This window comes from Micromonospora sicca, assembly GCF_003172935.1.
Lineage (GTDB): Bacteria > Actinomycetota > Actinomycetes > Mycobacteriales > Micromonosporaceae > Micromonospora > Micromonospora sicca.
On sequence record NZ_QGKS01000218.1, the window covers coordinates 1 to 24,714 of the forward strand.

General features: G+C 68.8%; 28 protein-coding genes and 1 pseudogene. 13 read left to right on the forward strand and 16 right to left on the reverse strand.

The annotated features are described in order from the left end of the window. Positions 1–42: 42 nt before the first annotated feature. The 3 genes from DKT69_RS14655 to DKT69_RS40625 are packed head-to-tail and all read right to left on the reverse strand — an operon-like array spanning position 43 to position 1,029. On the reverse strand, positions 43–366 hold the full coding sequence (locus tag DKT69_RS14655; protein ID WP_109802116.1) for a YciI family protein: 324 nt from the start codon (positions 364–366) through the stop codon (positions 43–45). Positions 367–419: 53 nt separating this feature from the next. Further along, positions 420–641 carry a dihydrofolate reductase family protein gene (locus DKT69_RS40620; RefSeq protein WP_255420200.1) on the reverse strand — a complete coding sequence of 74 codons (222 nt, stop codon included), beginning with the start codon at positions 639–641 and terminating at the stop codon, positions 420–422. Positions 642–648: 7 nt separating this feature from the next. Beyond that, positions 649–1,029, reverse strand: coding sequence for a dihydrofolate reductase family protein (locus tag DKT69_RS40625; protein WP_255420201.1), 381 nt, complete (start codon positions 1,027–1,029; stop codon positions 649–651). A gap of 388 nt (positions 1,030–1,417) precedes the next feature. Between DKT69_RS40625 and DKT69_RS14665 the strand changes: the two genes are divergently transcribed. The 4 genes from DKT69_RS14665 to DKT69_RS14680 all read left to right on the forward strand — a co-directional run bounded on the left by DKT69_RS14665 (position 1,418) and on the right by DKT69_RS14680 (position 5,436). Beyond that, complete coding sequence (locus DKT69_RS14665) at positions 1,418–2,038, forward strand: GrpB family protein (protein ID WP_201749667.1); 621 nt, start codon at positions 1,418–1,420, stop codon at positions 2,036–2,038. Between the two features lie 196 nt (positions 2,039–2,234). Continuing rightward, positions 2,235–3,899, forward strand: a complete 1,665-nt coding sequence (locus tag DKT69_RS14670; protein WP_109802117.1) for a DUF885 domain-containing protein — start codon at positions 2,235–2,237, stop codon at positions 3,897–3,899. Between the two features lie 208 nt (positions 3,900–4,107). Beyond that, complete coding sequence (locus DKT69_RS14675; protein WP_109802118.1) at positions 4,108–4,602, forward strand: DinB family protein; 495 nt, start codon at positions 4,108–4,110, stop codon at positions 4,600–4,602. Between the two features lie 237 nt (positions 4,603–4,839). After that, positions 4,840–5,436 (forward strand): hypothetical protein, encoded by a 597-nt coding sequence (locus tag DKT69_RS14680; protein WP_109802119.1) that lies wholly within the window; start codon positions 4,840–4,842, stop codon positions 5,434–5,436. Between the two features lie 90 nt (positions 5,437–5,526). On the opposite strand, the gene DKT69_RS14685 is transcribed toward DKT69_RS14680, so the two are convergent. Both DKT69_RS14685 and DKT69_RS14690 read right to left on the reverse strand, forming a co-directional pair. Next, the gene (locus tag DKT69_RS14685; RefSeq protein ID WP_109802120.1) at positions 5,527–5,754 is read right to left on the reverse strand and encodes a hypothetical protein; all 228 of its coding nucleotides are present in this window, start codon (positions 5,752–5,754) and stop codon (positions 5,527–5,529) included. A 17-nt stretch (positions 5,755–5,771) separates the two neighbouring features. Then, entirely contained in the window at positions 5,772–6,125 is a 354-nt protein-coding gene (locus tag DKT69_RS14690) for a hypothetical protein (protein ID WP_109802121.1), read from the reverse strand. 1,106 nt (positions 6,126–7,231) lie between these two features. Here DKT69_RS14690 and DKT69_RS14695 point away from each other — a divergent pair. The 4 genes from DKT69_RS14695 (at position 7,232) to DKT69_RS14705 (ending at position 9,098) form a co-directional block, all read left to right on the forward strand. Beyond that, positions 7,232–7,666 carry a phage holin family protein gene (locus DKT69_RS14695; protein ID WP_109802122.1) on the forward strand — a complete coding sequence of 145 codons (435 nt, stop codon included), beginning with the start codon at positions 7,232–7,234 and terminating at the stop codon, positions 7,664–7,666. Beyond that, positions 7,663–8,184 carry a DUF3618 domain-containing protein gene (locus tag DKT69_RS14700; RefSeq protein WP_109802123.1) on the forward strand — a complete coding sequence of 174 codons (522 nt, stop codon included), beginning with the start codon at positions 7,663–7,665 and terminating at the stop codon, positions 8,182–8,184. The genes DKT69_RS14695 and DKT69_RS14700 overlap by 4 nt, the downstream gene beginning before the upstream one ends. Positions 8,185–8,397: 213 nt before the next feature. Then, positions 8,398–8,589, forward strand: a complete 192-nt coding sequence (locus tag DKT69_RS38320; protein WP_161557839.1) for a PRC-barrel domain-containing protein — start codon at positions 8,398–8,400, stop codon at positions 8,587–8,589. After that, entirely contained in the window at positions 8,571–9,098 is a 528-nt protein-coding gene (locus tag DKT69_RS14705) for a YsnF/AvaK domain-containing protein (RefSeq protein ID WP_161557840.1), read from the forward strand. The genes DKT69_RS38320 and DKT69_RS14705 overlap by 19 nt, the downstream gene beginning before the upstream one ends. A gap of 274 nt (positions 9,099–9,372) precedes the next feature. On the opposite strand, the gene DKT69_RS14710 is transcribed toward DKT69_RS14705, so the two are convergent. The 5 genes from DKT69_RS14710 to DKT69_RS14730 are packed head-to-tail and all read right to left on the reverse strand — an operon-like array spanning position 9,373 to position 12,905. Then, positions 9,373–9,825 (reverse strand): hypothetical protein, encoded by a 453-nt coding sequence (locus tag DKT69_RS14710; protein ID WP_109802125.1) that lies wholly within the window; start codon positions 9,823–9,825, stop codon positions 9,373–9,375. Positions 9,826–9,828: 3 nt separating this feature from the next. Further along, complete coding sequence (locus DKT69_RS14715; RefSeq protein WP_109802126.1) at positions 9,829–10,689, reverse strand: DUF2705 family protein; 861 nt, start codon at positions 10,687–10,689, stop codon at positions 9,829–9,831. Then, positions 10,686–11,642 (reverse strand): ABC transporter ATP-binding protein, encoded by a 957-nt coding sequence (locus DKT69_RS14720; RefSeq protein WP_109802127.1) that lies wholly within the window; start codon positions 11,640–11,642, stop codon positions 10,686–10,688. The genes DKT69_RS14715 and DKT69_RS14720 overlap by 4 nt, the downstream gene beginning before the upstream one ends. 52 nt (positions 11,643–11,694) lie before the next feature. Continuing rightward, positions 11,695–12,300, reverse strand: a complete 606-nt coding sequence (locus DKT69_RS14725; RefSeq protein ID WP_236647924.1) for a DedA family protein — start codon at positions 12,298–12,300, stop codon at positions 11,695–11,697. Next, positions 12,297–12,905, reverse strand: a complete 609-nt coding sequence (locus DKT69_RS14730) for a phosphatase PAP2 family protein (RefSeq protein WP_109802128.1) — start codon at positions 12,903–12,905, stop codon at positions 12,297–12,299. Before DKT69_RS14730 ends, DKT69_RS14725 begins: the two co-directional genes overlap by 4 nt. A gap of 122 nt (positions 12,906–13,027) precedes the next feature. Between DKT69_RS14730 and DKT69_RS14735 the strand changes: the two genes are divergently transcribed. The 4 genes from DKT69_RS14735 to DKT69_RS14750 all read left to right on the forward strand — a co-directional run bounded on the left by DKT69_RS14735 (position 13,028) and on the right by DKT69_RS14750 (position 17,573). Continuing rightward, on the forward strand, positions 13,028–13,705 hold the full coding sequence (locus tag DKT69_RS14735; protein WP_109802129.1) for a response regulator: 678 nt from the start codon (positions 13,028–13,030) through the stop codon (positions 13,703–13,705). Positions 13,706–13,769: 64 nt separating this feature from the next. Next, complete coding sequence (locus DKT69_RS14740; RefSeq protein WP_201749668.1) at positions 13,770–15,203, forward strand: sensor histidine kinase; 1,434 nt, start codon at positions 13,770–13,772, stop codon at positions 15,201–15,203. Positions 15,204–15,279: 76 nt separating this feature from the next. After that, the gene (locus tag DKT69_RS14745; protein WP_236647927.1) at positions 15,280–16,482 is read left to right on the forward strand and encodes an MFS transporter; all 1,203 of its coding nucleotides are present in this window, start codon (positions 15,280–15,282) and stop codon (positions 16,480–16,482) included. Positions 16,483–16,889: 407 nt separating this feature from the next. Beyond that, positions 16,890–17,573: a DedA family protein gene (locus DKT69_RS14750; RefSeq protein WP_109802132.1), complete on the forward strand. Its 684-nt coding sequence runs from the start codon at positions 16,890–16,892 to the stop codon at positions 17,571–17,573. An 11-nt stretch (positions 17,574–17,584) separates the two neighbouring features. On the opposite strand, the gene DKT69_RS14755 is transcribed toward DKT69_RS14750, so the two are convergent. The 6 genes and pseudogenes from DKT69_RS14755 to DKT69_RS14780 all read right to left on the reverse strand — a co-directional run bounded on the left by DKT69_RS14755 (position 17,585) and on the right by DKT69_RS14780 (position 23,804). Further along, positions 17,585–18,577 (reverse strand): KUP/HAK/KT family potassium transporter, encoded by a 993-nt coding sequence (locus DKT69_RS14755; RefSeq protein ID WP_236647925.1) that lies wholly within the window; start codon positions 18,575–18,577, stop codon positions 17,585–17,587. Then, entirely contained in the window at positions 18,574–19,158 is a 585-nt protein-coding gene (locus DKT69_RS14760; RefSeq protein ID WP_109802134.1) for a replication-relaxation family protein, read from the reverse strand. Before DKT69_RS14760 ends, DKT69_RS14755 begins: the two co-directional genes overlap by 4 nt. A 630-nt stretch (positions 19,159–19,788) precedes the next feature. Beyond that, positions 19,789–20,859: a CapA family protein gene (locus tag DKT69_RS14765; RefSeq protein WP_161557841.1), complete on the reverse strand. Its 1,071-nt coding sequence runs from the start codon at positions 20,857–20,859 to the stop codon at positions 19,789–19,791. A 288-nt stretch (positions 20,860–21,147) separates the two neighbouring features. Next, positions 21,148–22,017, reverse strand: a complete 870-nt coding sequence (locus DKT69_RS14770) for an SDR family oxidoreductase (protein ID WP_146231085.1) — start codon at positions 22,015–22,017, stop codon at positions 21,148–21,150. A gap of 4 nt (positions 22,018–22,021) precedes the next feature. Further along, positions 22,022–22,771, reverse strand: a complete 750-nt coding sequence (locus DKT69_RS14775) for a DUF4386 domain-containing protein (protein ID WP_109802136.1) — start codon at positions 22,769–22,771, stop codon at positions 22,022–22,024. A 66-nt stretch (positions 22,772–22,837) separates the two neighbouring features. Beyond that, a pseudogene (locus DKT69_RS14780) lies at positions 22,838–23,804 on the reverse strand (NAD(P)-dependent alcohol dehydrogenase). 134 nt (positions 23,805–23,938) lie between these two features. Between DKT69_RS14780 and DKT69_RS14785 the strand changes: the two are divergent. Beyond that, the gene (locus DKT69_RS14785; RefSeq protein ID WP_109802137.1) at positions 23,939–24,613 is read left to right on the forward strand and encodes a TetR/AcrR family transcriptional regulator; all 675 of its coding nucleotides are present in this window, start codon (positions 23,939–23,941) and stop codon (positions 24,611–24,613) included. Positions 24,614–24,714: the final 101 nt, after the last annotated feature.

Genomic DNA, 24,714 nt, shown 5'->3' on the forward strand with positions numbered 1-24,714 from the left:
CGTGGTGGGCCCGGGTGACCGCCTCGCGGACGTCGACCCTGTTCACAGGAAGGGCCGCACCTCGACCTTCCGATCGCAGACCTTCGACGCCTCGGTGGCGAGCTTGAGCGCCACATCCAGATCGGGGACCTCCCACACCCAGACGCCGGCGAGGTACTCCTTCGACTCCACGAAAGGCCCGTCGCTGAACACCGCCTGCTCGCCCCGGTTGTCGATGACGGTGGCCGCGTCGGTGTCCGCGAGGCCGCCCGCGAAAACCCAGTAGCCCTCGGCGATCAGTCGTTCGTTGAACGCGCTGATGGCAGGCCGCCTGTCCGTGCTGCCGGGATTGCTCTTGTCATCGATCACGGAAACCAGGTACTGCATCTGAAGATCATCTCCTCTGGTGTCAAGACAGCGTGGTTCGGCGGTCAGGGACTTCAGGCCGTTGCATACCGCGGGCGCCCGGCCGGCCGGTAGACCTGGATCGACACGCCCTTCGAGTCGACCCGCGACTCGACCAGGTCGAGCGCAAGATCCGGACCGGTCTCCGGGAACAGTCTCGCGCCCTGGCCGAGGATCACCGGGATCACGATCAGAATCATCTCGTCGACCAGATCGTTCTCCAGCAGCCACCGGGTCAGGGCGCCACTGCCGTGCACCTGCAGTTCACCCCCCGGGCTTGGCCTTCAGCTCGCTGATGGCCGCCGCGAGGTCACCGCGGAGAACGGTCGTGTCCTCCCAACGCGGCGCGGTGAGCGTGGTCGAGGCAACGTACTTGGGGGCCTCGTTCAAGGCCACGCCGATGGGATGTGCGCGCATCTGGTCGATTGATCCCCAGGAGCCGGCGAACAACTCGTAGGTGCGCCGGCCGAACAGGAACGCGTCGGCGCGCTGGTAGGTCTGCGTGATGAACGTCCTGGTCTCGTCGTCACCCGCCCCCCGGGCCCATCCGCCGCGCTCGAATCCGTTCCTGCGGTCATCCGACGCGGCGCCGTTTCCCTGCATCACTCCATCGAGGGTGACCTGGGTCATGGTCGTCAGCTTCATGATCGCGGTTCCTTCACCTTGGCGCCGCCCCTTGCGGGCGGCCTCACCCCTGCTACGAACACCACCGCCCCGAACCGACACCCCCTCCCGGACTTCCTTGAAGAATTTTCCGGGACGCCGGTCGTCATCGCTCCGACAACACGACAGTTTCGCAGCGACTGCGCTTCGCCTCCTCAAGCACGCCCAGCGCGGACAAGCTCCTGGACCAGATCGACCGATCACGAAGATCCTGACTAGTCGTCCGCACATGCCGCGATCCGCGCGTGGCGGAGCGTGGCGGCGACCGCTACCGCTCGGCATCCTGATCTGCCGATGAGCGGACGAACCGGCTCGCTTCAGCGATCCCCGTGTCGTATCCTGGCCGACTTCTATTCTTCCGGAGGTTGGGTTGGCTGAGTACCCGCAGGAAGTCATACAGCGCTTCCATGCCACCCCTGAGCAAATAGCTGCCGGCCTGGTAGAAGAGCCTCCAAGGAGCTGGCAGTCCATCGTCGTCGAGGACTACGACCCGGCTTGGGCTGATCGATACGCTGCTGTCAGCTCCCTACTCAAGGAGGCCCTGGGCGACCTGGTCCTCAACACCGAACACGTAGGATCCACATCGGTGCCGGGTTTGGCAGCCAAGCCCATCATCGACATCGACCTCCTACTTGAAGACACCACGGACGAGTCCCGCTACATCCCCGCCCTTGAAGGGATCGGGTACCGACTCGTTCTCCGACAGCCGTGGTGGCACGGGCATAGGATGCTGGTTGGCCCTGCGGAAGACATCAATCTTCACGTTTGGCCGCGGGACGCGCCCGAACCGATAAGGCACAGGCTCTTCCGGGACTGGCTGCGCTCGCATCCAGAAGACCGGGAGCTCTACGCCGCGACCAAGCGGCGCCTCGCGCGGGATACCGCCCATCGAACCAGCGACTACAGCCTGGCGAAGAACGACGTCATCGATCAGATCTATGCGCGCATCTTCGCGACAGCCAGCGAGCGACCCCAACCTGACCCCGATTGATGGCAACTCGCACGCGCTCGGACCAGGCATCCGGATTTGCCGCGGACCGTGCGCTGCGGAGCGTCACGATCGCTTGAGCCATCCGCCGTCCGGTCGTGCCGATGAGCGGAAGTTGTCAGATGGTTCTGAACCGCTTGCCGCGATCGATGCAGGCTCGCACCACCGCAGCTAGGGCAAGGCCCTAGCATTGCCCCCCATGATCGAGGACTTCGCGGATCGGCTCCTGTGCGACGTGGCCGGTCTCGACCCCTGCACAGCGGTCGTCGAGGCTGGCGAGCAGGATGTCGACGGGCTGACCGACTACGGCCCGGAGGGCCACCAGGCCCGCACCGATCTCGCGGCCCGCGCCCTGCGCGAGCTCGAGATCTTGGGTGATGTACTGCCGGCCGCGACCCCGCTGCACGCCCACCTCGCCGAACGGCTGCATGCGCGTATCGCCTTCCATGACGCCGGGGAGGACCTGCGCGAACTGCACGCGGCGGCCACCGGTCCGCTCCAGCTCATCCGCCAGGCCGTCGAGGCCGCGGTTCCCGGCCGCGGCGCCGAGGGCGCGGCCTACGAGGAGGGCTGGGCTCGTGTCGGCGCGCGCCTGGCCGCGATCCCCGCGGCCCTGGACGGGTATGCCCGCAGCCTCTTACTTGCCGCGGAGCGCGGCAATTTGCCGGCGCGGCGTCAAGTGGAGCTCGTGACGCAGCGCTGCCGCAACTGGATCGACGACGATGTCGCCCTGGTGGATCGCTACGGCGTGGGGCGTCAGCGGGCGTCGTTGCAGGCCGCAGCGACGGGCGCGCGAGAGGCGTACCAGAAACTGGCCGAGATGCTGACCTCGGACCTAGCACCGCGGGCCGTTGATGAGGAAGCGTTCGGGCAGCAGCGGTACGCACTCTGGGTGCGCACCTTCCTCGCGGCCCAGCCTGACCTGCGCGAGCTGTACGACTGGGGCTGGGACGAGTTCAGCGCGATCGAGGCAGAGCTGATCGCGGAAGCGAAGGCCCTGGGCGGGAGTGTGCCAGAGGTGCTCGCCTGGCTCGCCAGCCCCGACGCGCCCGGCACGCTGCACAGCAGGGAGGCGTTCGCCGCGTGGCTGCAGGAGCTGTTGGAGGCCGCCACCGAGCGACTGGACGGCGTGTACTTCGACATCCCCGCCCCGCTGCGGCGCATCGAGTCGCGGTTGACCACGTCGTCCGGCATTGCCTACACCGGGCCGTCGCGGGACCTGACGCGGCCGGGCCGGGTCTGGTGGTCCCTCCCCGAGGACGCAGCGAGTTTCCCCACCTGGTACGCCTACAGCACCGCCTATCACGAGGGCGTTCCCGGCCACCACCTCCACCTCGGCTCCGAGGTCTGCCGGGGAGGCCTCGGGCAGCGGCTGAACCTGCTCGGCGGCCTCTCCGGCAGCCAGGAGGGCTGGGCACTGTACGCCGAGCGGTTCATGGACGAGCTCGGGCTCTATGAACAGCCGGGTGCTCGACTGGGGTATCTATATATGCAGCTGCTGCGGGCGGCACGGGTTGTGGTCGACATCGGCCTGCACCTGCGGCTGCCGATGCCGTCTGGTGACAGAGCATTGTGGACACCGGATGCTGCGCTGAAGCTGCTGCGGGACCGCTGTCACCAGGGGCCGTACGCGTCCGCCGAGCTCGCGCGTTACCTGGGCCGGCCAGGGCAGGCGCTGGCCTACAAGGTGGGTGAGCGGGTGTGGCTGGCAGGCCGCTCGTCCTTCCCCGGCGACCGGCGCGCATTCCATCGTCAGGCCCTGGAGCTGGGTTCGCTGGGCTTGGATCAGTTGACGGCCGCCCTCCAGGGTGACCGCGCACCACTCGTGCACCGCGGTGAAACAAGCCAGGGACCGCGCTTGTAGCTGCACGTCCTCGACGTCCGACCAGTCTGAACCAGGGCCAGACTTAACAGCGCGTACGACCTTGGTATATCAACACGGTCATGGTCTATTTCCACGTCCGGATCTGCCGCACTGCGCGCGCTCGTGCCGATGAGCGGGCGTCTGGTCGGTACCGCACGGATGACGTCCCCGCCTGCCTCTCCCGGATGGCAGTACGTAAGGTCAGGGCATGATCGAATCCCAACGCGAAGCCGTACCGCGCAACGACGGTGGCGAGCTCGACACCACCCTCGCCTTCTTGTCCTTCGCTCGATCATGCGTGCTGAAGAAGGTCGCCGGCTTGAACGAGGAGCAGCTGCGGCGCCGCCTGGTCGTCTCCGACACCGCACTGCTGGGCCTGGTCCAGCACCTGACCGACGCCGAACGGTACTGGTTCGGCTACACGTTCGCCGGCGACCCGCGCTACGCCGACGTCGACTTCGACATGGTGGTCGAGCCGGACCGGTCCCCGGAACAGATCATCGCCGGCTACCGGACCGCGATCGCCGACAGCGACGCCCACATCATCGCAGCCGCTGGCCCCGACCTCCTCACCGCGCAGCCGGTCGGTGACGCGCCTCGTACGCTTCGCTGGGTGCTCGCCCACATGACGAGCGAGACCATCCGGCATGCCGGTCACGCCGACATCCTGCGAGAGCTCATCGACGGTGCCACCGGCCGGTAGGAGATCGCGACTCGGAGCCGTACCCCATCCGGTGCAACGCAGCCCCGTCGAGCACTCGGAGACCAGCAACGGCCCGAAGGGTCGGCAAGGTGACGGTGAGGAACGCACGGATCTGCCGCGATGCGCGCGTTCAGCCCCGCTCCCGCAACGTCCGACTTTGCCGATGAGCGGACGTTTGGTTCTGGGGTGTGCCGGTAGGGTCCGCCCGTGGATCCGTCATGGGTTGAAGCTGGAGCCGTGTTCCTGTGGCCGGACCGCGACGGGCTGATGCGTGCACTCGTACACGACGGTGCTGTCGTCATGTACGACGCCTGGTGGTCGCATTTGGGCAACTGGGGACTGGCGGACCTTCAGAAGATCAAGCAGGGGCGTGTCAGCTACTACGTCGTGCACAGTTCCGTGTTGGCGGAGAAGGCAACGTTCGTGCGGTCGGAGCCGTTGGCGGCCGACGAGCGGGCGGTCCATCGTCCTGACCTCCCGTTCGCCGTCGCGCAGAGCGCCAGGCTGTCTTGGCCGGCCGAGGTGTCGCAGACACCGGCCTGGGCTGCCGAGTTCCGCGCCACCACCGGCCGCCCGGACGGTGCAGGGTTGCAGACGCCTGAGGTGTACCTGTGCCCGTTCGGTCCCAAAGGCGGCTCGAAGGCTGGTGTCCACGTGCGAGCGGACAACGGGACCTCCTTTACCGCCGAGGAATTGATACGGAAGGCCGCTACCATCCAGGCGCCGCACGTCGGGGATGCAGTGCCGGTGCATGGAGTCGGGATCTACCGACTGGGACTGCAGCGCGGTGTCCCTGCCTTCTACCTGTGGGGTGCCGAGAGCAGGATGCTGTGATTCCGTCCGGCTGCGTCGTCGAGCCCGCGCTCTCATGCCGCGTCGCGCGCGACCAAGCCGACTTTGCTGGTAGACGACACCTGCTCGCGGTCAGGTGCTATAGAGCCCGTCCCACGGCTCGGAGAACCCGAGACCGTCTGGGTACAACTCAACCCAGTCGCCCCGCTCGACATCGGATTCGTCGATCAGACCGAACGTGACACCATCGTAGAGCATGTGAAACGGCCGGATCGAGATGTCGGTGAGCTGGCGGTCAGACAGCTGATCGAGCAGTGCCGTCAGGCGGCGCTCAGCCTGCTCGCCGAGTTCGCCTCGCAAGTTCGGTGCGATGCCGATCAGCGAAATCTCGGATCTGCGGTGACGCCCGTCAGCGTCGAAGAGATGTAGGTAGGCATACCATCGGATGCGTTCCCGGCCCATGTCAGGCTCGTGATCGTCATCGCGGCGGGCGCCGTGCACTGCCGCGCTGCAATCTGGTAAAGCCCGTGGTGCGGATGCCCGCGGAAGCGGCTGGTGGACCACCGGTAGGCGGTGCGCAACGCGCGATCGAGGCGTAGCAGCGGGAAGAGATGACCGGACATGTCCTCGACCGCCACCTCGAGGTCAGGATTGCGCTGACGAAGCAGACGGCCGATGGCCTCGGCTGCCCGCATGTGGCCGTGTCCGAACGGCGCGCCGACGACGAGCACTCTTTGTATTTCCCTGCCAGCCACCCTCGGCTTCCCCCGCCACCGTATGCCGCCGGCCGTCTCGGCCCGAGGGATCCTGGTGCACGGACGCGACCCCCCTCGGCGTGGTCTTCAATGACTCACTTGCGATACCGGCCAGTTTTTCCGGTGTCCGGCCCCGTATCCCCGGATCGTTTCGGCGTATACCTGACCGTGCGGCAACGCCCGGAGCCGAGCTCCGACTCTGGCGGGCTGCCCTGATGCTTCCGACCCTGCCGGCGCAGTCCGACTTGCGCAGGTGGATCACAGCGACCGCGAGAGGGTCCTGGCCAGCGGATCGGCCACCGCGACGCCGACGCCGCTCTCGCCGGTCTCGCCGGTCACGGAGGGGCGGGCAATGCCGTTTCGGCGATGAGCGTCAGCCGTTTCCGTGCCAGTGGAGGTGTTGCGGGTAGAGAATGGGCGGGTGCGGGGCGTTTTGGCCGAAAAGAGCTGATGGGTGGGATCGCCTATAGCGGTGGGGGCGGTGGCGGTCGTTGGACGAGGGGTCAACGGTGCGACGAGGACGCCTCAAACCCGCTCAGGCGCGTGTTGATCGAGTTCTCCGTCGGATCGCTGCGGCACGCGAGGGACTGGCTTGCAAAATCGGTGGACGATCATGAGGAGGCGGAACATGTAAAGGCGACCGCGCTTGTCGCGCAAGCGTTGGCCGGTGATGGCCGGGGTCTTCGCGGCCGGTGCCGTTGTAGGGGCAGCAGGTGCGACAGCGATAGGGCGTTCAAAGGGGTGGCACCGTGACGATCCGTTCAGCACCGCCGCCGACCGGGGCGGCGATTCCATGCTGGCGTCGACTCGCACTGATGCGGCGCCGAACGACGCGGGTGTGAGGATGCCGGATGTGACGGTGCCGCCGCTGAGCGCGGCTGACGGAAGCAGCGCGACCGTCTCTCCGGCGGGCCGCGTCTGAAGCCCCCGGCTTCTGCCGTTCACAGAGCCGTGCCAGTCGGGGCGGTTGGGGCGACGTGGCGCGGCGACCCAGGAGGTCATCGGTGGGTGGCGTCTCGGGTGCGCCTGCAGCGAGAGATCTGGCGAGGCCCAGCGGTGCGTTGATGGGAAAGGATGAGGTTATGGGGGATGGTGCGGACGGCAGCCCACCCAAAAGCGCTGCCGAGACGCCGACGTCGGAGTTGGTACAGCGGGCCGCTGAGCAGATCTCTCGACTGGTTCGTCAGGAGTTGACAGCGGCCCGCGCGGAGATGACTGCGAAGGGCAAGCGCGTGGGCGTCGGCGCCGGTTTGTTCGGCGGTGGCGGGGCGCTGGCGTTGTACGGCGGTGGTGCGCTTGTCGCCGCGTTCGTGTTGGTCCTCGGTGAGGTCATGCCGGCGTGGGTGGCGGCGCTCGTCGTCGGGGTCGTATTGCTTGTGATCGCCGGGCTGCTGGCGCTCTCGGGGAAGAAGCGGGTGAGCAAGGCGATGCCCCCGGTTCCGAAGGCGGCTGTGGACAGTGTTCGTGCCGACGCTGATGTGGTGCGCGACGCGGCGAAGAATCGGGGACGGGGATGAGCACGGAGAGCGGGGGCGGGGACGCGGGCGCGGGGCGTGAGGAGATCCAGAAGACGCGGGCGGACCTCGATAAAACTGTTCAGGCGTTGGCGGCCAAGGCTGATGTGAAAGCACGGGGGCAGGAGGCGGCCGCGCAGGTTACGAACCGCGTCCGGGAACAGGCGGTACAGGCCCCACAAGCGGTACGTGGAAAAGCTGTAGGGGTGACTAGGGCCGTGAGCCAACGGACGATGCAGCGCACCACGGCCATGGGGCGCAAGGCCCTCCAGAGCCCGGTTGGCCAGAAGGCCATGAGCAGCATGAAGCTGGCAGGCCGAAAAGCCGCCCAGAGAGCCCGGGCAGTAGGCCAGAAAGGTGCGAGCAGCGCCAAGGTGATGCGCACCTCGGCGTACCAGGTGAGGAGTCAACGGAAACCCGCCGTGTTGACCGCCCTCGCCGCCGCCGCGGGGGTTGCCGTTTTGGTGATCCAACGCAACCGGCGAAAGGGCAGGGTCCGCCAATGGCGGGTCTACCCGTGACGCAAGTAAGGCAGGAAGCCGCGGAGCCGGAACCCACCCCCACGCCCTACGGGCTCGCGGCAGCGGTGCCCGTATGCCCCAGGTCGACCGCGAGTGCCCTCGGTGACCGTTATGCCCGACCAGCCGCCGTCCGGATCAGGTAGGGACCGGGCGGGGAATGGCGCGCGGATGTCGTCGGGTACGCGAGCGGTAACGGCCGAGAGGAGGATGACGATGCAACTCACCGAACAGCAGGTGCGTTCGTTGTACGGCAAGGACGTCCAGGACCAGTCGGGTGCCAAGATCGGCAGTGTCGATCAGGTATGGGCCACTTCGGGCTACCCGGCCTGGGTGAGCGTGCAAACCGGTGGTCGCCAGGAGCCGATGGCCCGCTGGGGAACGCGCAGATGCAGGACGGGCGGCTGAAGGTCGTCTACGACAAGGCAACCGTCCAGAAGGCCCCGAGCGTGCCGCCTGGCGCCAATACTCCGCTCAACGCTGAGCAGACCGCGCAGCTGTACGCGCACTACCGGATGCAGTCGCAGCAGGCCCCGCAAAGCCGCGAGGAACTGATCCGCTCCGAGGAACGGCTGCGAGTGGGCACGGAAAGCCAGCCCGCCGGCAAGGCGGTACTTTGCAAGAACGTGGTCACCGAGAACGTGCACACGACCGTGCCGGTCGAGCACGACGAGGTGTACGTCGAGCGCGAGCCCATCACCGCCGCGGACGCGGGCAGCGTTCGTGCCGACATGGGTGAGGCGCAGCAGGAGATGCAGCTGCGCGCCGAACGTCCCGTGGTGGCCAAGGACCGGGTGCCGGTCGAGCGGGTCCGCCTGGCCAAGAACGAGGTGGTCGAGGACCGGCCGATCGACGAGCAGGTCCGCCACGAGGAGGTCGCGGCGAACATCCCGGAGCCCAGCCGCCGCCGGCGGTGACGGGCGGGCCCTTGAGGGCTGTAGGTGCGTGCTCATCGGGGGCGGGCGGGTAATCGTGACCCGCCCGCCCATCCGGCTGCCACATTGCTATGCGCTGTATGCCCACCCTTGAGCGCCGCAGATCGTCTCGGCCTTCGCGCGGCCTTGGACCTGGCGGGCAGCCGTCCTGCTCTGTTCCTGCACGGCGGATGCGCTACCCGCGGCCGTGGACTTGACCGACTGCGCAGCTTGTTGTGCCGGCTCGGTCAGGGCCGGTCTCGGGTCTCCTGGCGGCTCAGTGGTCGGGGTCGAAGGCGCCGTCGAATTCGAACACGGGGTTGGGGACGTCGTGGCCGTGGCTGTCGGTGAGGGTTGCCTGGCCGATGAGTTTCGAGGGTCCGCCGGCGACGTAGGTGGCGTCGGCCTTGGCCTGCACCTCGAACTTGCCGTCCTGTGGCTGCCCGTGGTCGTCAGTGAAGTGGATCATGCAGATCCAGTCGGGGCCGGGGCCGACGTCGGCGACCTCGGGGCCGCCGCGGTCGCAGGCGGCGGATGCGCCGATGCCTGCGACGGTGACGCCGGGCTCGCCGAGCAGGTCCGCCCGCTGGACGTAGAGGTTGGCGAAGGCGGGCCCGATGGCGCGTTCGAGGCGGGTCTTGGTGACGTCGGGCTGGCCGCAGCCGGCCAGCGAGGCGGCGGCGGCAACCGCGAGGCCGGCGGCCAGGACGGAAGTGCGCAGGGGGTTCATCGGTCAGCCTCCGGTGATGTCGCGACGACGCAGGTAGGGGTAGGCGAGGGCGAGACAGATGATCAGCCAGCCGGCGCTCACGATCGCGCCGGTGGTGATCGGGGCGTGGAAGGGATGCGCGGTGAGCAGCCCGTGCCAGGCCTCGAACGGCGTGGTGAGCAGGATCTGGCGTGCCTTGTTGAGTCCGCCCAGGCCGCTGAGCAGCTGCATGATCATCCCGAGGACGACGGGCGCGGCGACGCCGATCGTCGGGTTGCGGGTGATGACCGACAGCAGGATCGCCAGCGCGGTGAAGCCGAGGACCGGCGGGACGGCGGTGGCCCAGCTCGCGATGACGATGGGTAGCGCGCTGCCGGCGGGGATGAGCTGGCCGCTCAGCCCGGGCAGCGGTTGGGTGCCGACGACGAGCAGGCTGGTGGTGATGGTGCTGGCGGCGAGCAGTGCGAGCACGAGCAGGTTGACGCCGACCGCGGTGAGCGTCTTGGCCCAGAAGACCTGCGTGCGGCTGACGGAGCGGGTGAGGATGGTCTTCCAGGTGCCGTACTGGTCCTCGTTGGCGAAGATGTCACCGGCGACGAGGGCGGCGAGCAGGGGAAGCACCCACTGGTGGGCGAAGGCGAGCACGAACAGCGGTACGGCGTAGCCGCTGGTGTGGATGTGCCGGCCGTAGATGGTGTCCTTGGGCGGTAGCTGGGTGTTGAAGATCAGAACGATCGCGATCGGAACGACGATCGCGCCGATCAGCAGGGCGCGGCTGCGGGCCTGGGCGGCCACCTTTGTGATTTCCCAGCGCAGCACCGAGGCGGTGCCGGGCCGGCGGCGGGCGGTGGGCGTGCCGGCGGGTACGGCGGTGGTGGTGGTCATCGGCGGGCTCCGGTCGGGGCGTCGAGGCCGGTGGTCGGGCCGGCGGGGGCGGATTCGGTGAGCATGAAGAACAGCGCCTCCAGCGGTGTCTCGTCCCGGGTGAGGCCGCGCAGCGCGATCCCGGCGTCGACGATGTCGCCGATCAGCCCGTCGACGTCCTTCTGGGGTCCACGGACGGCCAGCCCGTCATCCACCGGGCTGACCTCCAGCCCGCGGGCCCGGGCCAGTTCGGCGGCCCGGTCGTCGTCGGTGGTGGTGATCCGGTGGGCCTGCTCTGGGGCCAGCTCGCGTAGCGCTGCGATGGAGCCGTGGTGCACGACCGAGCCGGCCTTCATGATGGTGACGTTGTCGCAGATCTGCTCGACCTCGGCCATGTCGTGGCTGGAGAGCAGGACGGTGAGGCCGGTGTCGGCGAGATGTCGGACCAGGGCTCGCATGTCGCGAATGCCGGCGGGGTCCAGGCCGTTGGCGGGCTCGTCCAGCACCAGCAGTCGCGGGTCCCGCAGCAGGGCCGAGGCGACCCCCAGGCGCTGGCGCATGCCGAAGGAGTAGCCGCGGACCTTGTCGTGCTGCCGGTCGGTCAGCCCGACGACGTCGAGCACCTCGTTGATGCGGGCGGCGGCGTCACCGCCGTCGAGGCCGGCGAGCAGGCGCAGGTTCCTGCGGCCGCTCAACGCGGGATAGAACTTCGGGCTCTCGAGGAAACCAGCGACGCCGGTCAGCGAATTGACGCCGTGGCGCTGCCAGGAGCGGCCGAAGACCTCCAGGGTGCCGGCGTCGGGGCGGATCAGCCCGAACAGCATCCGCAGGAACGTGGTCTTGCCTGCGCCGTTGGGGCCGAGGACCCCGTACACCTCGCCTTGGGCGACCTGCACGGTGATGTCGTCGACGGCCGTAAGGGGACCGTAGGTTTTGGTGAGGTTGACGGCGTTGACCGCCAGCACATCGCTCATGGCCCGGACGCTAAAGATCGCACATGAAGCCAGCATGAAACGAGCCGGCGTGTCAGGGACGCTCACTCCTACGGGTCAGCCGCCACCCGACGTAGGCCAGTGCGGCGAATGCTCCGGCGGCGACCGCGTACCACTGGTAGCGGTGCAGCTCCGCCTCGATGGCGCGCAGGTGGTCCCCGGCGAAGTAGCCAGCGCTGGCCCACACGCCTACCCAAGCAGCGGCGCCGAGGGCGTTGGCGGTGACGAAGCGTCGCCACGGCATGCCGGTGGCCCCGGCGATGACCCCGTTGAACTGCCGCAGGCCCTCGACGAAACGGGCGACCGCGACGATTTTCGGCCCGTGGCGGCTCATCACCGCCTCGAGCCGTTCGAACCGGTCCGGGGTCAGGCGCACGTACCGGCCGTGCCGCAGAATCATCCGCCGGCCGCCGGTGCGGCCGATCAGGTAGCCGATGCTGTCCCCGGTCATCGCGGCCAGGAACGCGGTGAACGCGACCGCGACGATGGCCAGCTCGCCGTGCGCGGCGTATCCGGCGCCGAGGATGATCGCCGTCTCGCCCGGCGCGGGCATGCCGAAGCCTTCCACCCCGACGAGTAGGGCGATCCCGAGATAGCCGTGCTGTGCGACCAGGCTGGTGAGGGAACCGGCGATGGTCACGGGCGCGCCGGGGAGGACTGGTGGGCGCCCGCAGTGCCGCCGGGCCGCAGCAGGGGCCGCAGCAGGGTGTGGTCCAGCCGGTCCAGAGCGGCGCCGATCGGGCGGCGGGCGATCAGGTAGCCGAGGAGAGTCACGGCGGCGCCGACCGCGAAGCCGGCCAGCACGTCGGACGGGTAGTGGGCGCCGATGTAGATCCGGGCGAAGCCCATCACCGCGGCGGTGGCCGCGGCCAGCAGGCCGAGCCGCCAGCTGACCAGCAGAAGGCCGGCCGCGACGGCGCCGGCCATGGTGGCGTGGTCCGACGGGAACGACGGGTCGGTGCTTCGGTCGGCCAGCACCAGGATGCCGGGCAAGGTCGTGTAGGGGCGGGGTTCGTGCACGGCGGACACGATCAGCTGGTTCCCCGCCACGGCGAGTAGCATGCCGAGCGGCGCCCAGACGGCCGCCGGCAGTCCGGCGCCGCGCTGTCGGGCGGTCCACCAGCCGGCCAGCAGCAGAACGGCGAAGAGCACCACACCGTACTTCGCGTAGTCGGCCAGCGGGGCGTGCAACCATGGCGTCGCCCGGGCCAGGTCGTTGATCTGCAGGAAGAGCCGGGTGTTCATGCTGTCCCTCCGCCGTCCGGATCGAGGTGCCGACGGTAGGCAGCCGGACATGAAGCCCGGATGAAGATCACCGACGGTGTGTTGCACTAGGCAGCCGGGACGACCCGAAGGGAGGGAGCCGGGTGCGGATCCTGGTGGTGGAGGACGAGCGGCGGCTGGCCAACCTGCTCGCCCAGGGACTCCGCGAAGCCGGACACGCGGTCGACATCCGGCACACCGGCCCCGAAGGGCTGCTCGCCGCGGCCACCGGCGCGTACGACACGGTGGTGCTCGACATCATGCTGCCCGGGCTCGACGGCACGGCCGTCTGCCGGACCTTGCGCGAGCAGGGAAACCACGTACCGGTGCTGATGCTCACCGCCCGCAACGGCGTCCCCGACCGGGTCGCCGGCCTCGACGCCGGCGCCGATGACTACCTGGCCAAGCCGTTCTCCTTCGACGAACTCCTCGCCCGGCTGCGCGCCCTGCACCGCCGGGCTGCCGGCCCGCCAGCGGCCGAGGTCCGCGCGGGTGACCTGCGGCTCGACCCCGCACGGCGGCGGGTGTTCCGCGGCGAGACGGAGATCGACCTGTCCGCGCGGGAGTTCGACATCCTCACCCTGCTGCTCACCCGCGCCGGGCAGTGCCTGACCCGTTACCAGATCCTCGACGAGGTGTGGGACGGCGAAACGGACATCCGCTCCAATGTCATCGACGTGCACGTCGCCACCCTGCGCGGGAAGGTCGACAAACCGTTCGGCCGGCACGCCATCGAAACCCTGCGCGGCGTCGGCTACCGCCTACGTCCCGACGGGGGCTGACATGCCAGGTCTGCCTCTCCGCCGCCGTGCCCGTACCGCATCGGGCGGTGGCGACCGGGCGGTGTTGGGGCGCCTGCCACTGCGGATCCGGCTGATCGCCGGCTTCGCCGCCGCGATGCTGCTGGTCCTCTCTGGTGCCGGCGCGTTCGTCTACCTCCGCGTCCAATACGCCCTCGACCTGCGCCTCGACCAGGACCTCGCCGCCCAGTCGGCGCAGCTGACCGACCTCGTCCGCGCCCGCGGCCCGCTACCCGCCGCTGGACGGGCCGGGCCGGGGGAGTACTACCAGATCCTCGACGCCGGAAACCATGTCCTGTCCGCCAGCTCCGGCCTGCCCGCCGGATCCCTGCTCACCCCCGAGCAGCTCCAGCGGGCCCTGCGGCATCCGGTCCGGGCCGACCGCGGCACCCTGCTGCCGATCAGCACCCGCCCCCTGCGCCTGTCCGCGGTACCCGTGCGCCCCGGCGCCACCCCGGCGGCCGGGCAACCCGCGGTCACCGTCGCCGCAGTCCGCCGCGACCAACGCGACGAGGCACTGCGGGAACTCATCGGCCAACTCACCCTCGCCAACCTCGCCGCCCTCGCCATCGCCTCCCTGGTCGGCTACCGCCTCGCCCGCGCCGCCCTCGCCCCCGTCGAGCGGTACCGCAGCGAAGCCGCCCGCATCGCCGCCGGCGCCACCGATGTCCGGCTGGCCGTACCCGAGCGGTCCGACGACGAGGTGACCCGCCTCGGGCGCACCCTCAACGACATGCTCGCGGCGCTGGAGTCGGCGTTGGACCGGGAGCGGCGGTTCATCAACGACGCCAGCCACGAACTGCGCACCCCGCTGACCCTGCTGTCCACCGAGTTGGAACTGGCCCTGCGCCGACCCCGCAGCGCCACCGAACTCGAACAGACCCTGCGCAGCGCCGCCGCCGACACCGCCCACCTGATCTCGCTGGCCGACACCCTGCTCGACGTCGGCGTGCAACCCGTCCACGGCGACACCGCCCCCGAGGTGGACCTCAGCGAACTGCTGACCGGCCTCGTCGGCCGGTACCGGGCCACGACCGGGGAAGCCGTGCACGCCACGGTCGCGGTCGGCCTGACCGTCCGGGGAGACGCCACCGGCCTCGGGCGGGTCGTCACGAACCTGCTCGACAACGCCGTCCGGTACGGCGCTCCACCCATCACCGTCGCCGCCGGCCTCGTCGACGGACTGATCAGGGTCACCGTCCACGACGACGGGCCCGGCATGAGCCCACAGTTCCTGCCGCACGCCGCCGAACGGTTCTGCCGCGCCGACACCGCCCGCACCACACCCGGCACCGGCCTGGGCCTGTCCCTCGTCGAGGCCATCGTCCGCGCGCACCATGGCGAGCTGCGGATCTGCTCCGCCGGGGTACACCACCGCACGGACAGCCGATTCGACCTGCCCTGCGACCACCCGACCACCGGCACCACGATCACCCTGCTGCTGCCGTCAACGGCCGACTCGAGGAGTGAACGTGCCTAGCGTCCCTACCGGCCTGGCCGACCCCATCGGCGAAGACGCCATCAGGACGCCGCCGGACTGGTCGGCGTGGCGAGTGGTGGTCAGCTTCGGCGTGGTCAGCCTCGCCGCCGACATGGTTTACGAAGGCGCGCGGTCCATCACCGGACCGCTCCTGGGTGCTCTCGGCGCGTCGGCGATGGTCGTCGGTCTGGTCGCCGGCGCCGGGGAGGCCATGTCGCTGCTGCTGCGCCTGGCCTTCGGCCCTCTCGCGGACCGCACCGGCCGGTACTGGTCGCTGACCCTGGCCGGCTACACCCTCACCGCGATCTGCGTCCCCCTCCTGGCCGTGGCCCCCTTCCTCGGCGGCGCCGGCCTGGCGCTGGCCTGCGGCCTGATCCTCACCGAGCGCGCCGGGAAGGCGGTCCGTAGCCCGGCCAAGACAGCGCTGCTCGCCCAGGCCGCCGGCGCCGTCGGACGCGGCCGCGGATTCGCCGTGCACAAGGCCCTCGACCAGGTGGGCGCGTTCGCCGGCCCCCTGCTGGTCGCGGGGCTTGTCGCCGCCACCGGGCTGATCTGGCCGGCGATGGCGGCCCTCGCTGTCCCCGGCGCCATGGCCGTGGGCCTGCTGCTCTGGACCCGTCTGCGCGTACCCGACCCCGCCGGATACGACACCGACCCGCCGGCTCCCGCCACCGTTGCCGGCCCCCGGCCGGGCCCGGTCGGTTCCTGGCTCGGCACCGACCTGCCCCGCCGGTTTTTCCTGTTCGCCGCCGCGGCCGGCGCCGCCACCGCCGGGCTGGTCACGTTCGGGATCATCTCGTTCCACGCCAACCGCACCGGCCTGATCCCCCTCGCCAGCATCCCCCTGCTGTACGCCGCCGCCATGGCCGCCGCGGCCGTCGCCGCCCTGGCCAGCGGCTACCTGTACGACCGGTGGGGCGGACGGGTGCTGCTCGCCGTGCCCCTGCTCAGCGCCGCCGTACCCGCCCTGGCCCTGTCCGGGACCGTCGGCGCGGTCGTGGCCGGCACCCTGCTCTGGGGCGCCGCCGTCGGCGTGCAGGACTCCACCGTCAAAGCCCTCGTGGCCGACCTCGTCCCGGCGGCGCGCCGCGCCACCGCCTACGGCGTCTTCGCCGCCGTGCAGGGCGTTGCCGCACTGGCCGGCGGCGGTTTGGTCGGTGCCCTGTACACCCGGTCACTGCCCACCTTGATCGCGGTCCTCGGCGCGACCCAACTTCTCGCCATGAGCATGTTCGCCGCCACCCTCACCAATCGCCGAACCTCCTCGCCGCACAGCTAGCACAGGCGTGTTTCACCGCGCTGTCTTCACGCCGAAGCTGCCTCGTCGTCGACGCCGACTTTCAGCGTCGTCGCCGCCCACGAGATCAGGTGTCCGGGAAACAGAAACCGGGGGACGATCAGGCCGCTTTCGCGGTCGGTGTGTTTCTGTCCTGGCGCTGGGGGTAGCGCTGTCTGTGGTGTCCACCGTCATCGTTCGCGAGGGTCGACAGGTCTGCACTGTCCGGCATACATCGTCGCCGGCGCGGTCATCGGGGTGGGCAGCCGTGCTGATCGTCGTGTCCGGCTGGAGCGTGATCGACCGGTGGTCACCGTCGCTGGCCGGGCATCGCTCAAGCGGCCGCTGACCGAACCCGCGTCAGCCCTTCCCGGACAGGCTCCCCGCCCCACTGGTTCGGAGGTCCCCTCGTGTCGACGCCGCTGGCCCTGCCGGCCGTAAGTCCCAGCTTCCTCAACCCGGAGTGGTTGATCTCCACATTCGGGCTGATCGGCATCCTCGCCATCGTCTTCGCCGAGTCCGGGCTGCTGATCGGGTTCTTCCTCCCCGGTGACTCGCTGCTGTTCACCGCCGGGCTGCTCGTCGCCGACCGCCGCTACCTCCACCAGCCGCTCTGGCTGGTCTGCCTGCTGGTGCCGGTGGCCGCGATCGTGGGTGATCAGGTGGGTTACCTGTTCGGCAAGCGGGTCGGTCCGAGCCTGTTCCGCCGGCCCGACTCCCGTCTGTTCAAGCAAGAGAACGTGCGCCGGGCCAACCAATTCTTCGCCCGGTACGGAGCCCGATCGGTGGTACTGGCCCGGCTCGTGCCGATTGTGCGGACGTTCACGCCGATCATCGCCGGGGCGAGTCGGATGCACTACCGGAAATTCTTGATCTACAACGTCCTCGGCGGGGCGCTCTGGGGCGTCGGCGTCACTGTGCTGGGCTACTTCCTGGGTCAGATCGCCTTCGTCAAGTCCAACATCGAGTTCATCCTGATCGGGATCGTGGTGGTCTCCGTGCTGCCCATCGGCATCCAGCTGCTCCGAACTCGCCGAACCGCCCGCACAACGGAGGATGCGCCGAACCAGGCGGCAGCGCAGGAGCGCCTCTGATCGGCCCTGATTCAGACGGGGACTTCAGCGCTGAGGACGATGGTGCGTTCCTCGGGCAGGTGAAGGAACTCAGCTTGACTCGCCGCGTTGTGGGCGAGGCCGATGAACAGGCGTTTCCGCCAGGTGGCCATACCGGGGCGACGGGTGCAACGCAGGGTGATCCTCGAGACGAAGTAGGAGACCTGGCCGAGGTCCATCCCTTCGGCGAGGGGGTGGGTGGCGGCGCGGCGCAGAACCTCGGGAAAGTCGGTGGGGTCCTGGAACCCGAAGACGGCAGTGATGTGGATGATGCCGTCGTTCGGGTCGCCGAGATCGTCGATGGTCAGTCGCTGATCCCAAGGGATGTGTGGGACGTTCGCGGTGCGACCGGTGATGAGGACGATTCGCTCGTGCCGGACGTGGTTGTGCGCGACGTTCGCGCGCAGTGCCAGCGGCGTGGTCTCCTTGTTCGGGTGGGGGAACACCGCGGTGCCCGGCACCCACGGGATGTTCATGGCGTGCAGCTTGTCGATGAAGTCCCGTAGTGGGCCTTCCAGTTCGATGCGTCGCGGGGTGACCAGCTGGGCTCCGCGCCGCCAGGTCACCAGGATCGTGAACAGGATGATCGCGATGAGCAGGTTCAACCAGCCACCGTGGCTGACCTTGGCCAGGTTCGCGGTGAAGAAGATCAGCTCGATGCTGCCGAAGACGACCCCGAACAGCACCACCCGCCGAGTGGACCAGCGCCACAACCCGTGTGCGACGACCAGGAACAGGGTCGTGGTGATCAGGAATGTGCCGGTGACCGCCACCCCGTAAGCGGCGGCGAGATTCGTGGATGATTGGAACGCGAACACCACCAGCAGGACCGCCGCGAACAGGCTCCAGTTGACCCCGGGGGCATAGATCTGCCCGTACTCGCGGTGGGAGGTCTGCCGGATGCGCAGGTGCGGCAGGAAGCCCAGCCGCATGGCCTCCCGGGACACCGAGAACGCCCCGGTGATCACCGCCTGGGACGCGATCACGGTGGCCACGGTGGCCAGGACGACCATCGGCAGCCGCGCCCAGCCCGGTAGCAGATCTCGGCGAAGGCGTACGCGGCGGCGGTGTGCTGCTCGGACCACCACCTCAGCAGGCGGGCGTGCGGGTCGGGGCGGGTGTAGGCGTGCAGGTCGACGAAGAGCTGGTTGGTGCCGAGCAGGTGCCGCAGGCGGGGGCTGCCGATGATGCGTTCGGTGCGTTCGATGCTGCTGCGCGGCGGCCTGGCGTCGGCCCGCTGCGGGTCGGTGTAGGTGGTGGGGTGCACGAGCATGCCGAATGGGCCGAGGGTGTAGAGGTGCTGGCTGTCGCCGGTGGTGACGTCGACGAACCGGTGCACGGCGTCGATGCGGTGCAGGGTGGCCAGGCGTAGCCGGGCTGAGCGCTGCGACGGGAACAGCGCCTGGGTGATCTGGGCGGTGGACAGCACGTAGTGCTCGGCGAGCCACGCGAGGAGCTCACGGTCGCGCAGGGTCAGCCGACGCAGCTGAGACAGTCGCTGAGATTTGCTGGACGGAGTTCGGGACGAGGATGGACGGGACGCGGGAGTGGAGGATTCGCTGGTCATGAGGGATCTCCTCAGGGAGTAGAAGGAAGGGATCCCTCCCGTGGGGAGGGAGTCTGGAACTGTCGCCGCCGATGACGTTGGGCGGTCACGGGCGGTGTGCTGCGCTGACAGCCGCATCCGGGCGCCTGTCAGCGGCGCGGGGTGGTGAGAGGTGGTGAAGGCGCGGTGAAGCCGCGGCGGAAGGCGTCACGGAAACCTTGTAATCCACCGCTACAGCGCCATGTGGTTCGGACGGTCTTCAGATGGCCCCACCCAGACGGCCAAGACTGGCCCTACCAACAAGTGGGCACTACCTCCGCAAAACGTGACGCTCCGTCACGTCAACTCGGTCAGCGCCAGACAGGTTGAAGGGGCCATCGCGCGGAAAGCGCCAGTTGAGGACGTCGGCAGAAACGTCTACATGCTGCCGACGCCCGTACCGGCAGTGCGTCCGATGGTTCTGCGCGGCAAACTCCGCGGGTGTGAGCAAGGATTCGGCAGGCCCAGCCCATGCGCCCCGAACGCGCCGCCATAAGCCGTTCAAGATCGTCCGGTTGGCTGCACAAGGGCCGCTCAAGCCGATTACAAGATCATCGCCAGAACCCGGCATCTCCACTGGAGTACCGCCAGCATGATGCGGTAGTACCGGGGTCATCCGCCGGGTTGGGCCGAGGCAGATCCCGTCGCGGCGAGTCCGGCGCAGGCGCGTAGGTTGTTGTACTTCTGGGAGATCCGGGTCGCGTCTTTCCCGCGGGCCAGCTCTGGTTGTCCGGTTTGTCGGGAGATCAGCGCCGGCACCAGTTCTGCCTTTTCGACCGCCGAGCCGTGTAGGGCCACCTTTAGCACGCCGGTATCGTTGCTGTACGCGTCGTCGCTGCGCCACAGGAAGTTGCCCAGTCCATATTGGACGAAGGTGTTGCCGATCCGACCGTCGCCGAGTAACAGGTGGGCATGGGCACCGACAATGATATTGGCTCCCGCCGTGGCCAACTCACCGGCGAGTGCGCGCGCCTCGGCGGTCGGGCACGAGTCGCCCTCCTGGCCCCAGTGCATGTAGACGACGACAACGTCGGCCTGCTTCCGAGCGGCCTGCACTGCCGCGACCGCGCGTGGTAGGTCCCGTGCCATCGCGATGCCGGCCTGGTTGTCGGTTGCCTTCCACGACGTCCACAGTTCGAAGACCTGGCTGAAGCCGAGGAACGCGATCTTCGTACCGCGTATCTCGGTGATCCACGGAGCGAACGCCGCTGCCGCGTTGTCGCCCGCTCCAACGGTCGGAAACCGGGCGGCCTTGGCCGCATCCACGGTGTCGGCCAGCCCGACCCGTCCGTAGTCCAGTGTGTGATTGTTCGCGATCGTCACCACGTCGATCCCGGCCGCCTTCAGCGCGTCGTACGCGCTCACTGGCGCCCGAAAGTGAAATTGTTTCGGCTCCGGGGTGCCGCGCGTCGTGACCGCGGTCTCCAGGTTGACCATCGCGACGTCTGCGGCGGACAGCGTCGACGAGATCGCCCCGAACGCGGTCGCCGGGTTACTAAGGAGGCGAGCTGTACGGTCGGCGAATTGCACGTCGCCCGCGAAGGCCAACGTGATCTCGGCAGCTCCAGCCGGCGACCGGGACGCCGCAACCGTGGCGGAGTGGGCGGGCGGTGTTGACGCGGTATCGCACGCGGTCAGCGCCAGGGTAGTCCCCAACGCAACGGAGAGTCGTGACCATTTCACTGTCGGTAGTGTACGGCTGACCCGCCTGATCCGGGTCTGCTTGGCTGAGGTCGGCTGAAAATTCCGCACGCTGGGGCATTACAGATACTGCCGCACGTCAGCGTCGAGATCGGCGAGGCTGCGGTGGCTGGACCTGCGCAGCTTGCGGCTGGTCAGCTCGGCGAACCACCGCTCCATACGCCCTCTCTTGCCGCGATGAGCGCGGTCATGCCGATGATCGGACGTCGAGGTTGTATCCACCGCAAGGGTGCGACGCTTTCGGAGCGACGCGGTCGCGTTTCTCCGTCGTCAACCCGCTGCGGGCAGGCCGACGAGGTCGGCGCTGACCTGCCAAAGGCGTGCGGCAGTAGCCTCGTCGTAGCTGCGTTTGGACGACCTCTGCGGTCCGCCCTTCGTGAGGTACAGCCCCGTCCGGCCTTGGAGGGCTGGCGCGGAGGCGAGCTGGATCGAGGTCGCGGCGCCTCGTGCCGGTGATGCCATGAACGCGCGCAGGAAGGGGACGAGCAGGCGTTGGGATCGGCTGGGGTCCTCGGCTCCGAACGACGTGCTCACGAGGCCAGGGTGGAGAGCATTGGCAGTGACGTCGCCAGCCGAGAGCCTGCGGGCGAGCTCGTAGGTGAACAGGACGTTCGCGAGTTTCGACTGGTTGTAGGCGCGTGCTCCGGAGTAGGAGCGCTCACCTTGGAGATCGTCAAAGTCGATGCGACCGAGTCTCTGGGCGTTCGATGCGACGGACACTACGCGGGACGGGGCGCTCCGCCTCAGCTGGTCGAGCAACAGGTTGGTGAGCAGAAAGGGCGCCAGGTGGTTTACCGCGAAGGTGTGCTCGAGACCGTCGGGGGTGATCCTCCGGGTGTTCCAGTAGCCCCCGACATTGTTGACGAGGACATCGATCCGGGGAAGGCACTCTAGCGCCTCGTCCGCCAACCGTCGGACCTCTGCCTGCGAGGACAGGTCAGCGACGAAAGAGTCCACCTGTCCGCCGACTGCGCGGACCTCACCGGCCGCCGCCTCCGTGCGCACGCGGTCGCGACCGGTGATCGCGACGCGCGCACCCAGACGGGCCAGGCCCAGGGCCGTCGCTTTGCCGATGCCTCGGGTCGCGCCGGTGACCAGCACCGTCCTGCCGGCCATCAGACCCTTGTCGGTCAGCACCATGCCGTCACGCACCCTGAGCATGCGGCTCGGTGCGAACGCCCTTGACCAGAAGCCAGACGCCGAACGTCAGCTCAAACAGCGCGCCGGGGATGAGGAGGACCAGGCTGACGTGGCTGCCGAAGATCTCGGCGACGGCGCCCGTGAAGTGGACCACGTACCCGACCACGCCCCACGCCGCCAGAAACCGGGGGACCAAGCGGGTCCGGTAGAGCAGGACGCACAGGAAGAACGCTCCGAACGCGAGCCCCGCCTGGCCAATCTGGTACGCCATCGTGTTGGAGTCCACCGCGAGCGAGCCCAGGGACCGGGCTAGCTCTGCGCTGACCTGCCCTGCATCGGGCTGCTCTGACAACGGGATGAGCGAGAGGAGACAGAGGGCGCCGACTGCCAGCAGGGCGACCTCGAAGACCATCGCGGACAGATAGGTCAGGGCGGCCCGCTTGCCGTGCTTCTCCAGGATTGGGAAGAACAAGACGGCCTTGCCGATGTCGACGGCGGTGTTCAACAGCATGAGGCAGGCGCCGAGGACCAGGGTGGCCTGGTGAGCGGAGACGCTGGTGACTAAGTCGGGCGTGTCCACCACGGAGCTGACCTGGGCGAAGCCAACTCCATACGTGACGAACCCTGCCAGGAAGAGTGGCCCGATCAGGCGTCCGTACGTCCTGCCGGTGTCGCTTGCGCAGCCTGCAGCGGAGGGCGGTGGAACAGCGGCGTGCTGGTCGGGCAACGGCGGGCCACTGGTTGTCGCGGTCACGGGTTGCTCCTTGCGGTCGGGTGGACGGGTGGTTGGAAGTCGCGTTGGCGGTGATGTGTCCGGGGATCAGACGGTGATCGCGACCTTGCCGCGGACCTGGTCCCTCTCGAGGAGCCGCATGGCGTTGGGCGCCTCGTCGAGCGGGTAGCTGCGGTCCATGCTCGGGATGACCTTGCCAGCCTCGATCAGCTCGGTGAGCCGCTCGAGGTCGGTGGCGCGCTCCTTTGCCATGAACAGCGCCAGACGCTGCCGCAGGAATAGTGAGAGCAGCGCTCCGCGCAGCTGCCTGCCCATGCCGGTCAGACTGCCGCCGTTCTCACCGCCGACGAATACGACCGTCCCTCGTGGTTCGAGTGCTCGCCGCAGCCGCCTCACCGAGGGACGTCCTCCGATGTCGAGGATCAGGTCGTAGCGGCGAGTCCCGTCGGCGAAGTCCTCGTGGCTGTGGTCGATGACGTGGTCGGCACCGAGGGAGGTCACCAGGTCGAGCTTCGCAGTGCTACAGACTCCGGTGACCTCGGCGCCGAATGCCTTCGCCAGCTGCACCGCGTAGGTCCCGACGCCGCCGGACGCGCCGTGAACCAGCACGGACTGACCTGCCTGCACCCTTCCGATGTCGCTGAGCGCCTGCAGCGCCGTGCCGGCCGACACGGGAACGACCGCAGCCTGGGCGAAGGACAGGTTCACCGGCTTCCGGGCGAGCTTGTCCCTCCCGCGCGACGGCGTACTCGGCGAAGGACCCGGGAGCGATCCCGTACACCTCGTCTCCGGCTGCGAACCGCGTCACCGACGAGCCGACCCTCGCTACCGTGCCGGCCACGTCACGGCCGGACACCGGGTTCTTTGGTCGCCGAAGCCCGAAGCCGAGTCGCATCACGTAGGGCTTGCCCGTCATCAGGTGTTCCGTGCCGCGGTCGAGACCGGCCGCGCGCACCCGCACGAGCACCTCGTGGTCGGCGATCACAGGACGGGCGACTCGGGCCAGCCGCAGGACCTCCGAGCTGCCGTAGCGGTCCTGGATGACCGCCCTCATCGTCGTCGGGGTCGCCCTGGTCGGGGTCGTCATAGCGGTCCTCCGGAAGTCAACTTGGAGATCCGTACTTAGTACGAATACGCTAACGTACTTTGTACGAAGGTGCCGATAGCACGAACGGACAAGGAATATGAATGTCTGAGCCAGTCAGCGAGGGCGGCCAGCGGCGAGCGCGGCTGACGCGCGAGCGCGTCCTACAGGGCGCGCTGTCGGTAGCCGACTCTGGCGGTTTGGGGTCGCTCACGATCCGCTCCCTCGCCAAGGAGCTCGGCGTCAAGCCGATGTCGGTCTACTACCACGTCGCCAACAAGGACGAAATCCTGGACGCGCTCGTCGACATCGTCTTCGGCGAGATCGACCTTCCGGTTCCTGGTCGTGACTGGCGGTCCGAGCTGCGGAGGCGAGCTCACTCGGCCCGCCAGGTCTTAGCGCGACACCGCTGGGCCATCGGGCTGCTGGAGTCGGGGAGCAGCCCGGGGCCTGCCAATCTGCGCCACCACGACACCGTCATCGCCACCCTGCGCGAAGCCGGGTTCTCGGCCGAGATGACGGCGCACGCCTACGCGCTGATCGACAGCTATGTCTACGGCTTCGCACTTCAAGAGGCCGCCCTCCCGTTCGAGGGCCCAGAGAGCGTCGGCGAAGTGGCGGAACCGATTATGGAGCTGATGGGCGCGGGAGAGTACCCGCATCTCGTCGAGATGGCGACCTCGTATTACATGCAGCCCGGCTACGACTTCGGCGACGAGTTCGTGTTCGGGCTCGACCTCATTCTCGACGGGCTCGAAAGGTCGCTCGGCCTGGGATGAGTGCCGCTCGCGCGATGGGCATGACGGCGAAAACGTCCGGTCATGTCGATGAGCGGTTGCGTCGGGAGCGGTCGACGAGCGTGCGCTGGCACGCCGACGGA

What these genes read in the sequence shown, in the direction of transcription:
- DKT69_RS14770 (WP_146231085.1), bottom strand. Translation starts at nt 22,017, where the DNA reads ATGGTGCTGACCGACAAGGGTCTGATGGCCGGCAGGACGGTGCTGGTC.
- DKT69_RS14655 (WP_109802116.1), bottom strand. Translation starts at nt 366, where the DNA reads ATGCAGTACCTGGTTTCCGTGATCGATGACAAGAGCAATCCCGGCAGC.
- DKT69_RS38320 (WP_161557839.1), top strand. Translation starts at nt 8,398, where the DNA reads ATGCAACTCACCGAACAGCAGGTGCGTTCGTTGTACGGCAAGGACGTC.
- DKT69_RS14700 (WP_109802123.1), top strand. Translation starts at nt 7,663, where the DNA reads ATGAGCACGGAGAGCGGGGGCGGGGACGCGGGCGCGGGGCGTGAGGAG.
- DKT69_RS14760 (WP_109802134.1), bottom strand. Translation starts at nt 19,158, where the DNA reads ATGACCAGCGAATCCTCCACTCCCGCGTCCCGTCCATCCTCGTCCCGA.
- DKT69_RS14675 (WP_109802118.1), top strand. Translation starts at nt 4,108, where the DNA reads ATGATCGAATCCCAACGCGAAGCCGTACCGCGCAACGACGGTGGCGAG.
- DKT69_RS40625 (WP_255420201.1), bottom strand. Translation starts at nt 1,029, where the DNA reads ATGAAGCTGACGACCATGACCCAGGTCACCCTCGATGGAGTGATGCAG.
- DKT69_RS14715 (WP_109802126.1), bottom strand. Translation starts at nt 10,689, where the DNA reads ATGACCACCACCACCGCCGTACCCGCCGGCACGCCCACCGCCCGCCGC.
- DKT69_RS14670 (WP_109802117.1), top strand. Translation starts at nt 2,235, where the DNA reads ATGATCGAGGACTTCGCGGATCGGCTCCTGTGCGACGTGGCCGGTCTC.
- DKT69_RS14720 (WP_109802127.1), bottom strand. Translation starts at nt 11,642, where the DNA reads ATGAGCGATGTGCTGGCGGTCAACGCCGTCAACCTCACCAAAACCTAC.
- DKT69_RS14695 (WP_109802122.1), top strand. Translation starts at nt 7,232, where the DNA reads ATGGGGGATGGTGCGGACGGCAGCCCACCCAAAAGCGCTGCCGAGACG.
- DKT69_RS14710 (WP_109802125.1), bottom strand. Translation starts at nt 9,825, where the DNA reads ATGAACCCCCTGCGCACTTCCGTCCTGGCCGCCGGCCTCGCGGTTGCC.
- DKT69_RS14730 (WP_109802128.1), bottom strand. Translation starts at nt 12,905, where the DNA reads ATGAACACCCGGCTCTTCCTGCAGATCAACGACCTGGCCCGGGCGACG.
- DKT69_RS14705 (WP_161557840.1), top strand. Translation starts at nt 8,571, where the DNA reads ATGCAGGACGGGCGGCTGAAGGTCGTCTACGACAAGGCAACCGTCCAG.
- DKT69_RS14785 (WP_109802137.1), top strand. Translation starts at nt 23,939, where the DNA reads ATGTCTGAGCCAGTCAGCGAGGGCGGCCAGCGGCGAGCGCGGCTGACG.